Source organism: Thiomonas sp. UBA7699 (assembly GCF_002482605.1).
GTDB lineage: Bacteria > Pseudomonadota > Gammaproteobacteria > Burkholderiales > Burkholderiaceae_C > Thiomonas > Thiomonas arsenitoxydans.
On sequence record NZ_DLGH01000010.1, the window covers coordinates 26,656 to 42,674 of the forward strand.

At 64.4% G+C, this 16,019-nt stretch carries 9 protein-coding genes; 6 read left to right on the forward strand and 3 right to left on the reverse strand.

Translation table 11 applies throughout. The features are described 5' to 3' along the window. The 6 genes from B3H47_RS04235 (at position 1) to B3H47_RS04260 (ending at position 10,975) form a co-directional block, all read left to right on the forward strand. Positions 1-3,375, forward strand: coding sequence for an MdtB/MuxB family multidrug efflux RND transporter permease subunit (locus B3H47_RS04235; protein ID WP_286986188.1), 3,375 nt, complete (start codon positions 1-3; stop codon positions 3,373-3,375). Beyond that, positions 3,372-6,476 carry an efflux RND transporter permease subunit gene (locus B3H47_RS04240; protein ID WP_276707416.1) on the forward strand — a complete coding sequence of 1,035 codons (3,105 nt, stop codon included), beginning with the start codon at positions 3,372-3,374 and terminating at the stop codon, positions 6,474-6,476. Before B3H47_RS04235 ends, B3H47_RS04240 begins: the two co-directional genes overlap by 4 nt. A gap of 5 nt (positions 6,477-6,481) precedes the next feature. Continuing rightward, positions 6,482-7,927 carry an efflux transporter outer membrane subunit gene (locus B3H47_RS04245; RefSeq protein ID WP_276707418.1) on the forward strand — a complete coding sequence of 482 codons (1,446 nt, stop codon included), beginning with the start codon at positions 6,482-6,484 and terminating at the stop codon, positions 7,925-7,927. A gap of 48 nt (positions 7,928-7,975) precedes the next feature. Then, positions 7,976-9,784, forward strand: coding sequence for a cation:proton antiporter (locus B3H47_RS04250; RefSeq protein ID WP_276707419.1), 1,809 nt, complete (start codon positions 7,976-7,978; stop codon positions 9,782-9,784). Positions 9,785-9,877: 93 nt separating this feature from the next. Continuing rightward, positions 9,878-10,642: an SDR family oxidoreductase gene (locus B3H47_RS04255; RefSeq protein ID WP_276707420.1), complete on the forward strand. Its 765-nt coding sequence runs from the start codon at positions 9,878-9,880 to the stop codon at positions 10,640-10,642. A gap of 24 nt (positions 10,643-10,666) precedes the next feature. After that, positions 10,667-10,975 (forward strand): antibiotic biosynthesis monooxygenase family protein, encoded by a 309-nt coding sequence (locus B3H47_RS04260; RefSeq protein WP_276707422.1) that lies wholly within the window; start codon positions 10,667-10,669, stop codon positions 10,973-10,975. Positions 10,976-11,017: 42 nt separating this feature from the next. Here B3H47_RS04260 and B3H47_RS04265 read toward each other — a convergent pair whose 3' ends face one another. Genes B3H47_RS04265 through B3H47_RS04275 form a run of 3 tightly spaced genes read right to left on the reverse strand, consistent with a single transcriptional unit; the run spans position 11,018 to position 15,925 of the window. Beyond that, positions 11,018-11,695 (reverse strand): histidine phosphatase family protein, encoded by a 678-nt coding sequence (locus tag B3H47_RS04265; RefSeq protein ID WP_276707423.1) that lies wholly within the window; start codon positions 11,693-11,695, stop codon positions 11,018-11,020. A gap of 47 nt (positions 11,696-11,742) precedes the next feature. Then, on the reverse strand, positions 11,743-14,292 hold the full coding sequence (locus B3H47_RS04270; protein WP_276707424.1) for a YbcC family protein: 2,550 nt from the start codon (positions 14,290-14,292) through the stop codon (positions 11,743-11,745). A gap of 1 nt (position 14,293) precedes the next feature. Then, a complete protein-coding gene (locus B3H47_RS04275; protein WP_286986190.1) occupies positions 14,294-15,925 on the reverse strand; it encodes an NADH-quinone oxidoreductase subunit L in 1,632 nt (543 codons plus the stop codon). Positions 15,926-16,019 lie beyond the last annotated feature (94 nt).

The window sequence follows — 16,019 nt, forward strand, 5'->3', positions numbered from 1 at the left end:
ATGAGTGCGCCACACGACGACAAAGCCTCCCCTCCCCAGCCCTCCCCGCAAAGCGGAGAGGGAGCAAACCCCTCACCCGCAGGTGGAGAAGGTTGGGAGGGGGAGCCGAAGGAAGCGCGCAGCGTAGACCTCTCCTCCCCCACTCGTGCGGGAGGTTGGGAGGGGCATCCGAAGGAAACACGCAGCGCCGACCTCTCCTCCCCCACTCGTGGGGGAGGTTGGGAGGGGGAGCCGCTCGAAGACCGGCCGAGCCCCTCACGGCTGTTCATCCTGCGCCCCATCGCCACCACGCTGCTGATGATTGCGGTGCTGGTAGCCGGGTTCGTGGGCTATAAGCTGCTGCCGCAAGCCGCGCTGCCCGAAGTCGATTACCCCACCATCCAGGTCACCACGCTTTACCCCGGTGCCAGCCCGGACGTGATGGCCTCTTCGGTCACCGGCCCGCTGGAACAGCAGTTCGGGCAGATGCCGGGGTTGGCGCAGATGTGGTCGGTGAGTTCCGGCGGTGCGTCGGTCATCACCCTGCGCTTCGATCTGTCGCTGTCGCTTTCCGTAGCCGAGCAGGAAGTGCAGGCTGCGATCAACGGCGCGAGCAATCTGCTGCCTTCCGACCTGCCGCAGCCACCGATCTACGCCAAGGTCAACCCGGCCGACGCCCCCGTCATCACCCTCGGCCTGACCTCGGCCACGCTGCCACTCACCACCCTGTACGACCTGGCCGATACGCGCCTGAGCCAGAAGCTCTCGCAGGTGTCGGGCGTGGGTCTGGTCACCCTCTCGGGCGGACATAAACCCGCCATTCGCGTGACGGTCAACGGCCCGGCGCTGGCCGCGCTGGGGCTGACGCTCGACAGCATTCGCACCGCGATTTCCGGGGCGAACGTCAACAGCCCCAAAGGCAGCATCAGCGGCAGCCAGCAGTCGTTCAGCATCGACGCCAACGATCAGCTGCAATCGCCGCAGCAATACCGCGACATGATCATCGCCTACTCCGGCGGCGCGCCGGTGCGGCTGGGCGACGTGGCCACCATCAGCACGGGCGCCGAAAACGCCTGGCAGGCCGCGCTGGTCAACGGCAAGCCCGGCATTGTGATCAACGTGCAGCGCCAGCCGGGCGCCAATGTCATCGCCGTGGTCGATGCGATTCACAAGCTGCTGCCCAGCCTGCAGACGCAACTGCCGGCCGCCGCGCAGCTCACGGTGCTGTCCGACCGCACCGTGACCATCCGCGCGGCCATTGCCGACGTGCAGTTCGAGCTGCTGCTGGCCGTGCTGCTGGTGGTGCTGGTGATCTTCGTGTTCCTGCGCAGCGTGCGCGCCACCTTCATTCCGGCTACCGCAGTGCCGCTGGCGCTGGTGGGCACTTTCGGCGCGATGTATCTGTTCGGCTTTTCGATCAACACCCTCACCCTCATGGCGCTGACCATCGCCACCGGCTTCGTGGTGGACGACGCCATTGTGATGATTGAAAACATCTCGCGCTACATCGAAGCCGGCGAGCGGCCGCTCGCCGCCGCGCTCAAGGGCGCGGGGCAGATCGGCTTCACCATCATCACCCTCACCTTCTCGCTCATCGCCGTGCTCATTCCGCTGCTGTTCATGGGCGATGTGGTGGGGCGTCTGTTCCGCGAATTCGCCATCACCCTGGCGGTGGCCATTGTCATTTCGGCCATCGTGTCGCTGACCTTCACGCCCATGCTGTCGGCCCGCCTGCTGCGGCATACGCCGGAAGAAAAACAAAGTCATTTGTTCCGTTCCACTGGCGCGTTTTTCGACCGGCTTTCGGCCCGCTACACCCGCGCGCTGCGCTGGGTGCTGCGGCATCAGCCGCTGGTGCTGCTGTTCGCGGCGGGCACGCTGGTGCTCACGGTGGTGCTGTACGTGCTCATTCCCAAAGGCTTCTTCCCGGTGCAGGACACCGGCATGATCCAGGCCACGACAGTGGCGCCACAGGACGTGTCGTTCCAGTCGATGAACGCGCGCCAGCAGGCGCTGGTCGATGCGCTGCTCAAAGATCCGGCGGTGGAATCGGTGTCATCGGTGGTCGGCATCGACGGGGTGAACACCACCATGAACACCGGGCGGCTGCTCATCTACCTCAAGCCGCTGGAACAACGCCCGCGGGTGCAAGCCCTCATCAACCGGCTCGGCTCGCGCGCCGCCAAGGTCGAAGGCATAGCTACCTATCTGCAGCCGGTGCAAGACCTGACCATCAACGACATCGCCAGCCGCTACCCCTATCAGTTCAGCCTGTCGGCCACCAGCGCCGCGCAGCTCTCCCGCGCCAACACCGCGCTGATGGACCGGCTCAAGGCGCTGCCGCAACTCTCCGGCGTGACCAGCGATCTGCAAGACCAAGGCTTGCAGGCTTATGTGGACGTGGACCGCAGCGCGGCCTCGCGCCTGGGCATCACCATGAGCGCGATCGACAGCGCGCTGTACAACGCCTTCGGCCAGCGGCTGGTGTCGACCATCTTCACCCAATCGGCGCAGTACCGCGTGGTGCTCGGCGTGGAAAAACAGCCCGACCAGGGCCTTGGCGCGTTCAACAGCGTGTATCTCACGGGAAGCAACGGGCAGGCGGTGCCGCTGTCCACCATCGCCACCATCGAGCCGCGCGCCACGCCGCTGGCCATCGACCATCTGGGCCAGTTTCCAGCGGCGCTCATTTCCTTCCAGCTCGCATCCGGCGTGTCGCTGGGCGAAGCGGTCGACGCGATCAAGCAGGCGGCCAAGCAGGCTGCGCTGCCCGCCTCGGTGACCATCGCCTTCCAGGGCTCGGCCAGCGCCTTTCAGTCGGCGCTGTCCAACCAGCTCTGGCTGCTGCTCGCCGCTGTGGCCACCATGTATATCGTGCTGGGCGTGCTGTATGAGAGCTACATCCACCCGATCACCATTCTGTCCACCCTGCCCTCGGCCGGCATCGGCGCGCTGCTGGCGTTGATGGCCACCGGGCATGACCTCACGGTGATCGCCATCATCGGCATCATTCTGCTCATCGGCATCGTGCAGAAAAACGCCATTCTGATGGTGGACTTCGCGCTGGACGCGCAGCGCAACCAGGGCCTGCCGCCCGATGAGGCCATGCTGCAGGCGGCGCACCTGCGGCTGCGGCCCATTCTGATGACCACCTTTGCCGCGCTGTTCGGCGCGGTGCCGCTGGCGCTGGGCACAGGCATGGGCTCGGAGCTGCGCCAGCCGCTGGGCATCGCCATCGTCGGCGGCCTGCTGGTGTCGCAGGTGCTCACCCTGTTCACCACGCCGGTGATCTATCTGGCGTTCGACCGGCTCGCCACCCGCACGGCGGCCTGGCGTGCGCGCACCTTCGGCTCGGCGCCACCGGCTACAGCGCTATCCGACGAGGACGTGCGGTGAACCCGTCCGCCCTGTTCATCCGCCGTCCCATCGCCACCAGTCTGCTGGCGCTGGCGGTGCTTCTGGCGGGGCTGATCGCCTTCCGGCTGCTGCCGGTGTCGCCGCTGCCGCAGGTGGATTTCCCCACCATCGTGGTCAACGCCAGCATGGCCGGGGCCAGCCCGGAGGTCATGGCTGCCACGGTGGCCACGCCGCTGGAGCGCAGCTTGGGCACGATAGCCGGCATTTCGCAGATGACCTCCAGCAGTTCGCTGGGTTCGACCCGCGTCATTCTGCAGTTCAGTCTGTCGAAAAACATCAACGATGCCGCACGCGAGGTGCAGGCGGCGATCAATGCGGCCATTCCGCTGTTGCCATCCGGCCTGACCGGGCGGCCCACGTACAAAAAGATGAACCCGGCGGACGCGCCGATCATGATTCTGTCGCTCACCTCCAAGAGCCTGTCGCGCGGGCAGATGTTCGATGCCGGCTCGACCATTCTGGCGCAGAAAATTTCGCAGATCGCGGGCATCGGTTCGGTCACCGTGGGCGGCGCGGCGCTGCCTGCGGTGCGGGTGGAGCTCGACCTGCCCCGCGTCAACGGCATGGGGCTGGGGCTGGAGCAGGTGCGCCAGGCTATCGCCAGCGCCAATGTGGATACGCCCAAGGGTGCCATCGACAGCGCCACGCATCGCTGGCAGGTGGGCGCGAATGACCAGCTCTCCACCCCGCAGCAGTACCAGCACATCGTGGTGGGCTACCGCAACGGCGCGCCGATCCGCCTCGACCAGATTGCGCAGGTGTATGAAGGTCTGCAGAACGACCGCAATATGGGCCTGGCCAACGGCCAGCCCTCGGTGCAGCTCATCATTTACCGCCAGCCGGGGGCGAACATCATCGATGCGGTCGAAGGGGTGAAGGCGGCGCTGCCGCAGCTCAAAGCCTCGATCCCGGCGGCCATCAACATCACCCTCATGTCCGACCGCACCACCACCATCCGCGCGTCGCTAGACGAGGTGGAAAAAACCCTCATCCTCGCGGTGCTGCTGGTGATTGCCGTGGTCTGGCTGTTCCTGCGCGACTGGCGCGCCACGCTCATTCCGGCCATCGCCGTGCCGCTGTCGCTGGTGGGAACTTTCGCCGCCATGTGGCTGCTCGACTATTCGCTCGACAACCTCTCGCTGATGGCGCTGATCGTGGCCACCGGCTTTGTGGTGGACGACGCCATCGTGGTGCTCGAAAACATCATGCGCCATGTGGAGGAAGGCTTGTCGCCGCTGGCTGCCGCCTTCAAGGGCGCGCGAGAAGTGGGCTTCACCGTGCTGTCGATGAGCATTTCGCTGGTGGCGGTGTTCATCCCGGTGCTGTTCATGGGCGGCATTGTCGGGCGGCTGTTTCACGAGTTCGCCGTCACGCTGTCGGTGGCCATCGGCATCTCGCTGCTGGTGTCGCTCACCGTCACGCCCATGCTGGCCTCGCGCTGGCTGCGGCCGCAAGCGCGCCCGGCTCACGGCGCGCCCAAACCAAGCTCCTGGCTGGAACGGGGCTGGAATCATGTCCATCACGGCTACGCGCGCAGCCTGCGCCGGGCGCTGCTGCACCCGCTGCTGATGCTGGTGCTGTTTTTCTCCACCATCGGGCTGACGGTGTATCTGTTCAAGGTCGTGCCCAAAGGCTTTTTCCCCACGCAGGACACCGGGCTGCTGATCGGCTCGGTGCAGGCCGATCAGTCGATCTCGTTCCAGGACATGAGCAAAAAGTTGCAGCAGATCGTTGCCATCGTGCGCAAGAACCCGGGCATGGAAAACGTGGTGGCGTTCACCGGCGGCGGCACGACCAACAGCGCTTTCATGTTCATGCAGCTCAAGCCGATCGATCAGCGCAAAGGCGTGCAGAGCATCATCGTCGAGCTGCGCCGGGCGTTGTCGCGCGTACCCGGGACGCAGACCTTCATGTTCCCGGTGCAAGACATCCGCGCCGGCGGGCGGCCTTCGGCGGCGCTGTATGAGTACACCCTGCAGGCCTCCGACCTGAACACCCTGCGCGAATGGGAGCCGAAGGTGCTGGCCGCGTTCAAGCGCATTCCGGGCCTGAACGACGTCAACAGCGACCAGCAGGCCAACGGCTTGCAGCTCTCTCTGGTGATCGACCGCGCGGCCGCGGCGCGCTATGGCATTGCCGTGTCCACCATCGATCAGACCCTGAACGACGCCTTCGGCCAGCGCCTGGTGTCCACCATCTACAAGCCGCTCAACCAGTACCGCGTGGTGATGGAAGCCGCGCAGCAATATCAGAACAACGCCCAGGCGCTGAACGATGTTTTTCTGGTGGGCAGCAGCGGCCAGCGCGTACCGCTCTCGGCGCTGGCGCATCAGGAACTGACCAACACCCCGCTGGCGGTCAACCATCAGGGGCTGTTCGTCTCGTCCACCATTTCGTTCAACCTCGACAAGGGCGTGTCGCTCGGCAGCATCCAGACCAAGATCGACGACGCCACCGCCGCCATCGGCCTGCCGTCCGAGATTCACGGCGGCTTCCAGGGCACGGCGCAACTGTTCTCGGACACGCTGAAAAACGAGCCGCTGTTCATCATGGCCGCGATCTTCGCCATCTACATCGTGCTGGGCATGTTGTATGAAAGCACCCTGCACCCGCTCACCATTCTGTCCACCCTGCCCCCGGCTGGCCTAGGCGCGCTGCTGGCCCTGCAGCTCACGCACACCGAGTTTTCCATCATCGCGCTCATCGGCGTGTTCCTGCTGATCGGCATCGTGAAAAAAAACGCCATCCTCATGGTCGATTTCGCCCTCACCGCAGAACGCGAACATGGCGCCAGCCCGCGCGACGCCATCTATCAGGCCGCCACGCTGCGGCTGCGCCCCATCCTCATGACCACGCTGGCCGCGCTGGGCACGGCTTTGCCGCTGGCCTTCATCACCGGCAACGGCGCCGAGTTGCGCCAGCCGCTGGGCATCTCCATCGCCGGGGGACTGATCGTCAGCCAGGCGCTCACCCTCTACACCACCCCGGTGATCTACCTCGAACTCGACCGCCTGCGCCGCTGGACGCTGCGCAAATTCGGCCGCACCGACCGCCCGGCGGCTCTCGATTCCACGGCCTGAACCCCATGAAAACCATCGTCCCACCCCGCCTGTCGCTCGCCGTCCCCTTGGTCTTGACGCTGGCTGCCTGCGCCGCCACGCCGCCTGAAGCTCCGGTGAAAATCGCCCTGCCTGCCAGCTATGCCCAAGCCCAGAGTGGCTGGGAGCCCGCGCAGGCGATGGCCGCGGCGCCACGCGGCGCGTGGTGGAGCGTGTTCGACGACCCAGTGCTCGCCAGCCTTGAAACCCAGGTGGCGCAGCACAACCAGAGCCTCGCCGCCCAGCTCGCCGCTTACGAACAGGCGCAAGCTGCGGTGGCACAAGCCCAGGCCGCCTACTACCCTGCAGTGACTGCCGGGGCTTCGGCCAACCGCGCCAGAACCGCAGGCAACGGCGCCGTGGGCAATAGCCTGAGCGCCTCGCTCGGCGCCAGCTGGGAGCCCGACCTGTGGGGCAAAGTGCGGCTGCAGGTGCAAGCCGGGCAGGCCACTGCTGCCGCCAGCGCCGCCACCCTGGCCAACACCCAGCTCAGCCTGCAATCCACCCTCGCCACCAGCTATTTGCAACTACGCACCGTGGACGCGCAGATCGTGCTGGCCCAAAACACCGTGGCCGCCTACCAGCGCGCTCTGCAGATCACCGACAACCGCTACAAGGCCGGGGTGGGCACCGCCGCCGACGTAGCCTCGGCGCGCACCCAGTTGTTGCAGGCGCAGACCAGCCTGACCGATCTGGGCGTGACCCGCGTGCAGTTGCAGAACGCCATCGCTGTGCTGGTGGGCAAACCCCCGGCGGAGTTCTCCCTGCCGGCCAGCGACACCCTGCCCGAAGTGCCTGCAATTCCTGCGGGCATCCCCGCGCAGTTGCTGCAGCGCCGCCCCGATCTGGCCGCGGCTCAAGCCCAGGTGCAAGCGGCCAACGCGCAGATCGGCGTGGCGCAGACTGCCTGGTTCCCCAACCTCACGCTCTCGGCGCAGGGCGGCAGCCAGGCCGCGCGTATTGCCGAGCTGTTTTCCGCGCCCTCGCTGTTCTGGTCTATCGGCCCGCAGCTCGCGGCCACATTGTTCGACGGCGGACTGCGCCGCGCGCAGGTGCAAAGCAGTCAGGCGGCCTACCGCCAGACCGTCGCCAACTACCGCCAGAGCGTGCTGACCGCGCTGCAACAGGTGGAAGACAACCTCGCCGCACAGCGCATCCTGGCACAAGAGGCGCAGCAACAGGCCGAGGTGGTGCAGGCCGCCGAGGTCTCGCTGCGTCTGGCCGAAAACCAGTACAAGGCGGGCACCGCGCCCTACCTCAACGTGATCACCGCGCAGACCACAGCCACCAGCGCGCGCAATGCGCAGCTCACCCTGCTGAACCGCCGCTACGCCGCCAGCGTGGCCCTGATTCAAGCGCTGGGCGGCGGCTGGGGCGCGGGCGACACGTCGGCCATCGGCCCATCGCCAGCGGCTTCGGCCGGAGCGCGATAGGCGCACCGGACGGCAGCGCCAGACGGCGGCTGTTCGTACCATCGCCCCATGTCCGCCACCGCCCTGCTCACCCTGCTGGCCGCCAGCGTCCTGCTGGTCCCGCTGTTCAAACGCTTCGGCCTGGGCTCGGTGCTAGGCTATCTCGTGGCGGGCATCGCCGTCGGGCCTTACGGTCTGGGCGTGGTGAGTCGGCCGGAGTCGGTGCTGCACACCGCCGAGCTGGGCGTCACGCTGCTGATGTTCCTCATTGGTCTGGAGCTGCAGCCCAGCCGCCTGTGGGCGCTGCGGCGGCAGGTGTTCGGCCTGGGCGCGCTGCAAATGGCCGGGGTGGCGCTGCCGGTTGCCGCCATCGCCGCGGCGCTGGGCCTGGGGTGGACGGGCGCGGCGCTGGTGGGCGTGGCGCTGGCGATGTCGTCCACCGCCTACATCCTGCCGCTGCTGGCCGAGCGCCGGGAACTGACCACGCGCTTCGGTCGGGAGACCTTCGCCATCCTGCTATTCCAGGACGTGAGCGTGATTCCCATTCTGGCGCTGCTCGCCCTCACCGGCGCCGGCGGGCAGGCGCCGGGCTGGCCCGCCCTGGCGGCTTTGCTGATCGTGGCCCTGGCCGGGCGGCCGGTGCTGGCCACCATGTTCCGCTATGTGGCGCGGTTCGGTGGCGGCAACCGCGAACTGTTCGCCGCCGCCGCGTTGCTGGGCGCGGTGGGCATCGGCGTGGGGCTGAACAGCGTGGGTCTGTCAGCCTCGCTGGGCGCGTTTCTCGCCGGGGTGCTGCTGGCCGATTCGGAATTCCGCCATGAGTTAGAGGCGGCCATCGAGCCTTTCGAGAGTCTGCTACTCGGCCTGTTTTTCATCGCAGTGGGCATGGGCATTGCGCTGCCACTGGTGATGGCCGAGCCCTTGCAGGTGATAGGCCTGGGGGCGGGCATTCTGCTACTCAAGGCCCTCTCGCTCTATGCGGGGAGACGGCTTATCGGCGGCGACGACACGCTCAGTCGCCCGCTGGCCATTTTGCTGGCCTGCGGCGGCGAGTTCGCCTTCGTGCTGTTCACCAGCGCGCGCAGTGGCGGTCTGCTCGACGGCCCCACTGCCGAGCTGCTGACCGTGGCGGTGGCCGTCTCCATGGCCCTGGCGCCGTTTCTGCTCATCCTCAACGACCGGCTGATCCAGCCGTGGGCGCGCAACCGTCAGGCGCCGCCCTTCAGCACTATCGACGAACCCGGCCAGCCCGTCGTCATCGCGGGCTACGGGCGCGTCGGCCAAATCGTCGGAAGGCTGCTCAACGCGCAAGGCGTGGCGTTCACCGCGCTGGACGCCAGCGCCGAACAGGTGGATTTCGTGCGCCAGTTCGGCAACAAGATCTACTACGGTGACGCCACCCGCCTGTCGCTGCTGCGCGCCGCCCACGTGCAGGACGCCCGGCTGTTCGTCCTCGCCGTCGATGACGTCGAGGCCAGCCTGAAGATCGCCGAGCTGCTGCGTACTCACTTCCCCGACGTGCCGCTGCTGGCGCGGGCGCGCAACCGCACCCATCTCATGCGCCTGCGCGAGCTTGGCGTGAAAGACGTGCTGCGCGAAACCTGGGGCACGAGCGTGGAGCTGGGACGGCGGGCGCTGCAGACCGTGCAGCCCGAGGTTGATGCCGACCGGGTGGTCGCGCTGTTCACCGCCCACGACCTGCGAGTGCTCGACCGTCAGCAGGCCGTGTTTCACGACAGGGCCGCGCTCATCGCCCTGTCGAAAAACGCCCGCGCCGAGCTGGAAGACATTCTCCAGGGCGACGCCCAGCTGCACCTGACCACGGCTGCGGAAGGCAGCAGCGAAGCGCCCAAGACCGTGACGGATGGGGCGGCGTAGGACGACATCGGGCACCGGAGTTTCGCCATTAGCGCGCCTGCAGAAAACACGCCACGCGCGTACAGTCTTCGGCTTTGCCCAAGGAGAAACAACATGTCCCTGAATCTCGCTCCTACATCGCTCAAAGATCGCGTCGTCCTCATCACCGGCGCTTCATCCGGCTTCGGCGAAGCGACCGCCGAACTGTTCGCGCAAGCCGGCGCGCGCCTGGCCCTGAGCGCACGCCGCGGCGGCCGGCTGGACGCTCTGGCCGCACGCCTGCGCGCACTGGGCGCCGAGGTGCTGGTTCTTCCTGCCGACCTGGCCGAAGTCAAAGCCGCGCAAGCCATCGTGCAAGATACCGAAGCGCATTTCGGCCGCCTCGACATCCTGGTCAACAACGCCGGGGTCATGTACCTGGAGCCCATCGACAGTGCGGACATGACCCGCTGGCAGCACATGATCCAGCTGAACCTGCTCGCGCTCATGGCCAGTTGCCAAGCCGCCCTGCCCGGTATGCGCGCCAGGAAGGACGGGCACATTTTCAACATGGCCTCCACCGCCGGGCGGCAAGCCAACCCCAACGGTGGGGGCTATTCGGCCTCGAAATGGGGCGTGGTGGGTTTTAGCGAGTCGCTGCGGCGCGAGGTCTACAAAGACAATATCCGCGTCACCGTGATCGAGCCTGGCGTGGCGCAGACCGAGCTGCGCGACCATATCGCCCACGCGCCCACGCAGACGGCGCTCAACAACTGGGCCGACAGCATGCGCCAGTTGCAAAGCGCAGACATCGCCCGCGCCATTGTGTTCTGTGCCGGCCAGCCCGCGCATGTGAACATCAATGAAATCCTGATGCGCCCCACCGATCAGGAACGTTGAACCCAACTCTGGAGACTCCCCAACATGATTCATGAACTCGCTGATATTCAGATCCGGCCCGGCAGTCAGGCCGAATTCGAAGCCGCCATCGTCCATGGCGTGAACACCGTCATCGCGCATGCCAAAGGGTTCGAGGGCTACGAGATCCGCAAAGGCATTGAAACGCCCGAACGCTATCTGCTGATGATTCGCTGGGCCACCCTGGAAGACCACACCGTGGGGTTTCGCCAGTCCGAGGCATTCTCGCAGTGGCGGGCGATTGTGGGCCCCTACTTCGCGCAGCCCCCGGTGGTCGAGCACTTCACGACTTTGCCCGAAGCGCAGAAACATTGAACGCCGAAGGAGCGCCTGTACGCGGCCCCGGCCGCAACACCCTCAACCCTCCACCGTCGGACGCCACCATTTCGAGGTGCGTTCGGCAATCTCGCGCTCGGGATATGACTGGTAATGCGATACGTCGTTGAACAGCTTGAGGCGCGGGCGAACCTCGTTCATGAAATCGAGAATGGTTAGCGCCGCGGGGCTTTGATCGAGGCGCTCGCGGTAGCCGCGCGCATCCAGGCCCAGCAGGCTGCTGACAAGCAGGCGATTGGTGCCTTTGTGCGAGACGACCAGCACGGTCTGATGCCGGTGCCGCTCGATGATCTCGCGCATGATCGGCAACGCCCGGTGGATGACGCTCAGTCCCGACTCGCCGCCTTCGGGCGCCACCAGTAGCGGGTCTTCCTCCCACAGGCTGTAGGCCTGCGGAAATCGGCAGGTGACTTCGTCCCGGGTCAGGCCTTCCCAGTTGCCGTAGTCGATCTCGCGCAGCGCATCAATGATTTGCACGGGCAGATTGTGCGGGCCTGCGATGATCCGGGCGGTTTCCAGGGTTCGCGCCATCGGGCTGGCATAGACCGCAGCGATGGACACGCTGGACAACCTGATTCCCAGGCTCGCAGCCTGCTCTCGGCCCTCGTTCGACAACGATATATCGTTCGATCCGGCAAAGCGGTCTTCCAGCGTCAGACGGGTCTCGCCATGACGGACGAGCAGAATTCTTGTGGGCATAGGGTTCTCCTGCGTGTCTCGTGAACACAGTGTGATGTCGGGCGCACTCAGGGGCGTAGTGCCGTCTGGAATGAACTCTGTGCCGTCATCGCTTTTTCGCTTTCAAGGCTGACTGGTTGCCAGCAGCATCCGTCCTCCGTTACCAAACGCCGGATCACCTCTGCGCTCTCGTCAATGCGAAAAATGTGAAGCCATTTGTTGTCCACCAATTGGCGGATCATTTCATGGCGAGCAATGATGTTGTCGATCGCTTCAGCTGGCGCCTCCAGATAGACGCTGAGCCGCAAAGGCTCATGCATCCAACGGCTACCGTCATGTAAAGACTGCAGGGGCAGGCCCACCCGCAGATCACCTCCGTTGCCTTCCAGAACGCCGATGGCGCCACCCACCACGTTGTGAAGCACCTTGTTGCCGCTTCCGAAGCGTGAATTGTCGACAACCGAGCCGTAGTACTGCATGTTGATCCAGTTGGCGACGACCATCGGGGCGGTCATGATGAGCTCGAGCACCTTGAAGTCGGCATCGTTTTTCCAAACATAGTCATGCAAGAAGGCGCGCCCGCCAAGGTCGGCGCCACGTGTACGGAACCTGGGGGCGGCAATGAAGGCGGCGTTATTGGCCAGCGCCCATTCAGGGCGCACTTGCGACCAATCCCGGCTGCGCGCCTGCACATGCTGGGCGACATCGCGATCTGTCATTGCATCGATGCCCATCGACGAAGCACGCTGCATGCGGGTCAAATCGCCAGCCTGTTCGAGTGCGCGTTCAAGGTTGGCGAGATCAGGCGCCAGGTCATGCGGTACGGCATGCGCATCGAACACCTGCACGATGTCGGTCGTCGTGTCATGCAAGGCCGCCAGGAACCAGGTGTCTTCTGGAATGAGAATGCCACGGCGTGCCAGTTCCACCCGAACCTGCTTGTCGTTGAATAGCGCTGCAACCACTTTCGCACTCGCCTCGCCTGTCTGTCCGGCACACGCGCCGCAGTCCAGACTCGTGGCATGCGGATTGTTCACAGAACTGCTGCCATGCCCAACGAGCAAGACAAGGCGCGCAAATGGCCCGGTCAGGCCCATGGCGCGCAAGATTCTTTCCGCGTTCTCAACCCGTTGGTCCTGCGGAATTCCTGTTGCGCCGTGATGCGAGCAGCACGCATCACTTGTCTTGGGCAACAAACTCGGCGAAAGAGCCAGCGCCCTTTTCCGGCCGATGCCCTGCGTTTTAGGGTCAGGAACGGGTCGAGACCAGCCCATGCTGTCCGACAGAAGTTTGGGCGCGTAGGTCAGCCCGGCAGACTCCACAAAAGAAAAACAGGAGGACGCCGAAAATTTGAAACCCTTCCACACCTTCGCCCATTTCAACCGAGCTCGGCGCTGTTGACGCAGTTGATCCGTTTCGTCTCCACCCTGCTCTTGCAAACAATAGCTGGGGGTGAACAGAATCGGCACGTGAGAGTGCCCGCAATCGGCGCCCAGCGGAACGACCTCAATGAAAATTCCGAAGAACCCGGCAAAGCCGATGGTCTGTATCGACGGCGCCACGATTTCCAGCGAGCGGCGGAATATCTCTGAGCGGACATCAATACAAAAAGCAGCCTGCACAGCGGGGCGCGTCGGCAGCGGCTGCGGACGCTGTGCTTCTTTCAGCGCTGCGAGCACCGAGTTCTGAAACCCGATTTCCATGGCACTGAGCAAGATTCTGTCGACCTCCGCAGCCGCACGGCGTCTGGCCGATGGCGCACGCATGCTGGCTGCGAGCATCTCCCGCCAGCGGGCCTGAAGTGCAGCACTGCCCTTCTCCTGAAACAGCAAGACATCCCAGACCAGACGAATCGCCAGAAGATCGACGATCGACGCATCGGTCTGGCCTGAGAGTTCCGCTTGCCACTTCAGGTATCGCGTCCAGGCGGCCCATCCCCCCACGCTCAGCAAAGCGGCGTGAAGATAGCGCTCGGTGGCCTCTGCAGGAATGTCGAGCTTCTCGACGGCCCATGCAATCGCATCCCGTGGGGCATGCGGAACCTCGGCGATGGCAGCGCGCAGGCCACGCAACCCCATCAACGCCGGGCTCTGGTCAATGGTGGCGGTCTCCCGCCAGGCGGCAAACAACGATTGGTCACGATAGGGCATGGGAATGACGGCCTGGCCGATGTCGAAGTACGCGGCGCAGTGCATGCTGATGCGTTCAACGACAAATCGCGTCCACAGACCTCCCTCGACTTTGTCGAGCAGATCACTCACGGTCGCCATGCCCATGCGGGGCTGAGGGCGGTCTGTGGCCAGAGCTTCCTGAACGTCCTCCAGGCTGAGCGTGCTGCCGCAGAGCCTGATCGCTTGGCGAATGTCCTTGCTGCCGATCCGGCCTTGAGCCACCTGCTCCTGGAAATAGGTGCGCGGCATGTAGAGGCTCGTGCCCATGACACGAGCCAGTAGATCAGAGGCGCTCTGAAAGTCGTGATCACGCAGCCCAAAAAATGGATTGACGGCCACAAAATTCTTCAGCGGCCAGAGCGGCGCGATTCGGCCGCAGGCGGCGTCGATCTGAGGATCAATCGACAAGGTTGGCTCCATCAGCGTAGGCATGTCGGCGAGGTTCATCTCAAGCTCCTTGAAGTTGAATTTCATTGGTTTGGGGAACAGGCCACAACTTTTGCAGCAGACGGGTGACATAGACATCGACATACAGCCCGTTGTAGAGGTGCACATACAGCCTGAAACGCGCCGGAGAAGCACTCGCCTGCAGGAATTGCTGCATCATCAACAGCGCGACGAACGTCACGCTCACGACGGGCACGAGCACGCTGTAAGCCGTGTGAGCAAGCCCCGACACCGGCAAAACACTGTTCAGCAGCAAGCGATCGAACAATGCGTGCAACACAAAGTAGGTCGTGCATAGAAGCGCGCTCATCCCCCCCGCCATGACCAAGGCAGGCACCAGCCCCAGCGCCGTGGCTGCCTGCAACACGAGTTGACTCATGGACACCGCCAGAATGACGCCCACAACGAGCAAGGTGTCCTGCCCGTGCCAATAGACACCCAATAGCGAGCCGATACCGAGTGACGCGGTCACGCCAAGCGCGAGGGCGGCAATCAGCCGCACAAGATCAAAGCCTTTGGGGGACGCTTGCAGGGCGGGCGCCCGAAAGGCATCGACTGCACTGCCCGATGCCAGAAAAGCATGGGCTTTATAAAGCGAGTGTGCAACGAGATGCAGCATGGCGAGGCTATACAGCCCGAGGCCGCATTCGAGCAGCATGAATCCCATCTGTGCAGTGGTTGACCAGGCAAGAGAGACCTTGACGCTGGTTTGCGTCAACATCACCAGGGAAGCAAGCACCAGGGTGACCAGCCCGATGAGGGTCAGCGCGACGAGCGCTCCTGTGGAATGCGACAGGATGGGGCTCATGCGAATCACCAAAAAAGCTCCGGCATTCACGATGCCCGCATGGAGAAGCGCCGACACCGGTGTCGGTGCTTCCATGACCTGCAGCAGCCAGCCATGCAGAGGAAACTGCGCCGATTTCAATGCCGCGCTCAAAACAATGAGGTAACTCGCGATCTGCAGTTTCATCGGCATCTCGCCTCTGAACGCCGCCATCAGTTGAAACAGGCGCTCGAACTCCAGCGTGTGGAGTGTCGAGCCAATCAAAACGATAGCGAGCAGAAGGCTGGCATCACTGATGCGGCTGGCGACGAATTTTTTGTGTGCAGACAGCACGGCAATCGGCCGCTTTCTGTAAAACATCAAAAGCTGATGCAAGCTCAGACTGGTGGCGATCCATGCCAAGGCGAACATCAAAAGATTGCCCGACACGATCAAGCTGAGAATGCTGGCCAGGGTCAAAGCGAGCCACTTATGAAACCGGCCCTGTTGCGCGTCGCCCGCAAGATAGTTTTTGGAATAACGCGATACGACCACGCCCACAAAGGACACCAGCAGCAGCATCATGATCGTCAGCGCGTTCAGATAAATCGAGAGGGTCAGATGCCCCAGTTCCGCAGGGAGCGCAGCGGATGCCACGGTGAAAGTGTGCGTGGAGCCCTGCAGCGTGCCGAGCAATCCAGCAGTGATAGCCAGCACGAAGGCCAGCCAGGCCATGGCTTCATTCAACCGTGCAATCAATCGAGGCCGTGCGTTGGCCCACGCAGTCGGAACGCAGCCGACGACCAATAAGGCAAGGGGCACGCACAGGGCGAGCAGTGGACCGAGCGAATTCCATGAGGGCGACATGGCATATCTCCTAGAGGTTGTTCCGGCAGAACAGTGGTGCAGCGGAACTCAGTCTATGGAGTACCTGACAAAATTAATAATGAATAATTAGAAT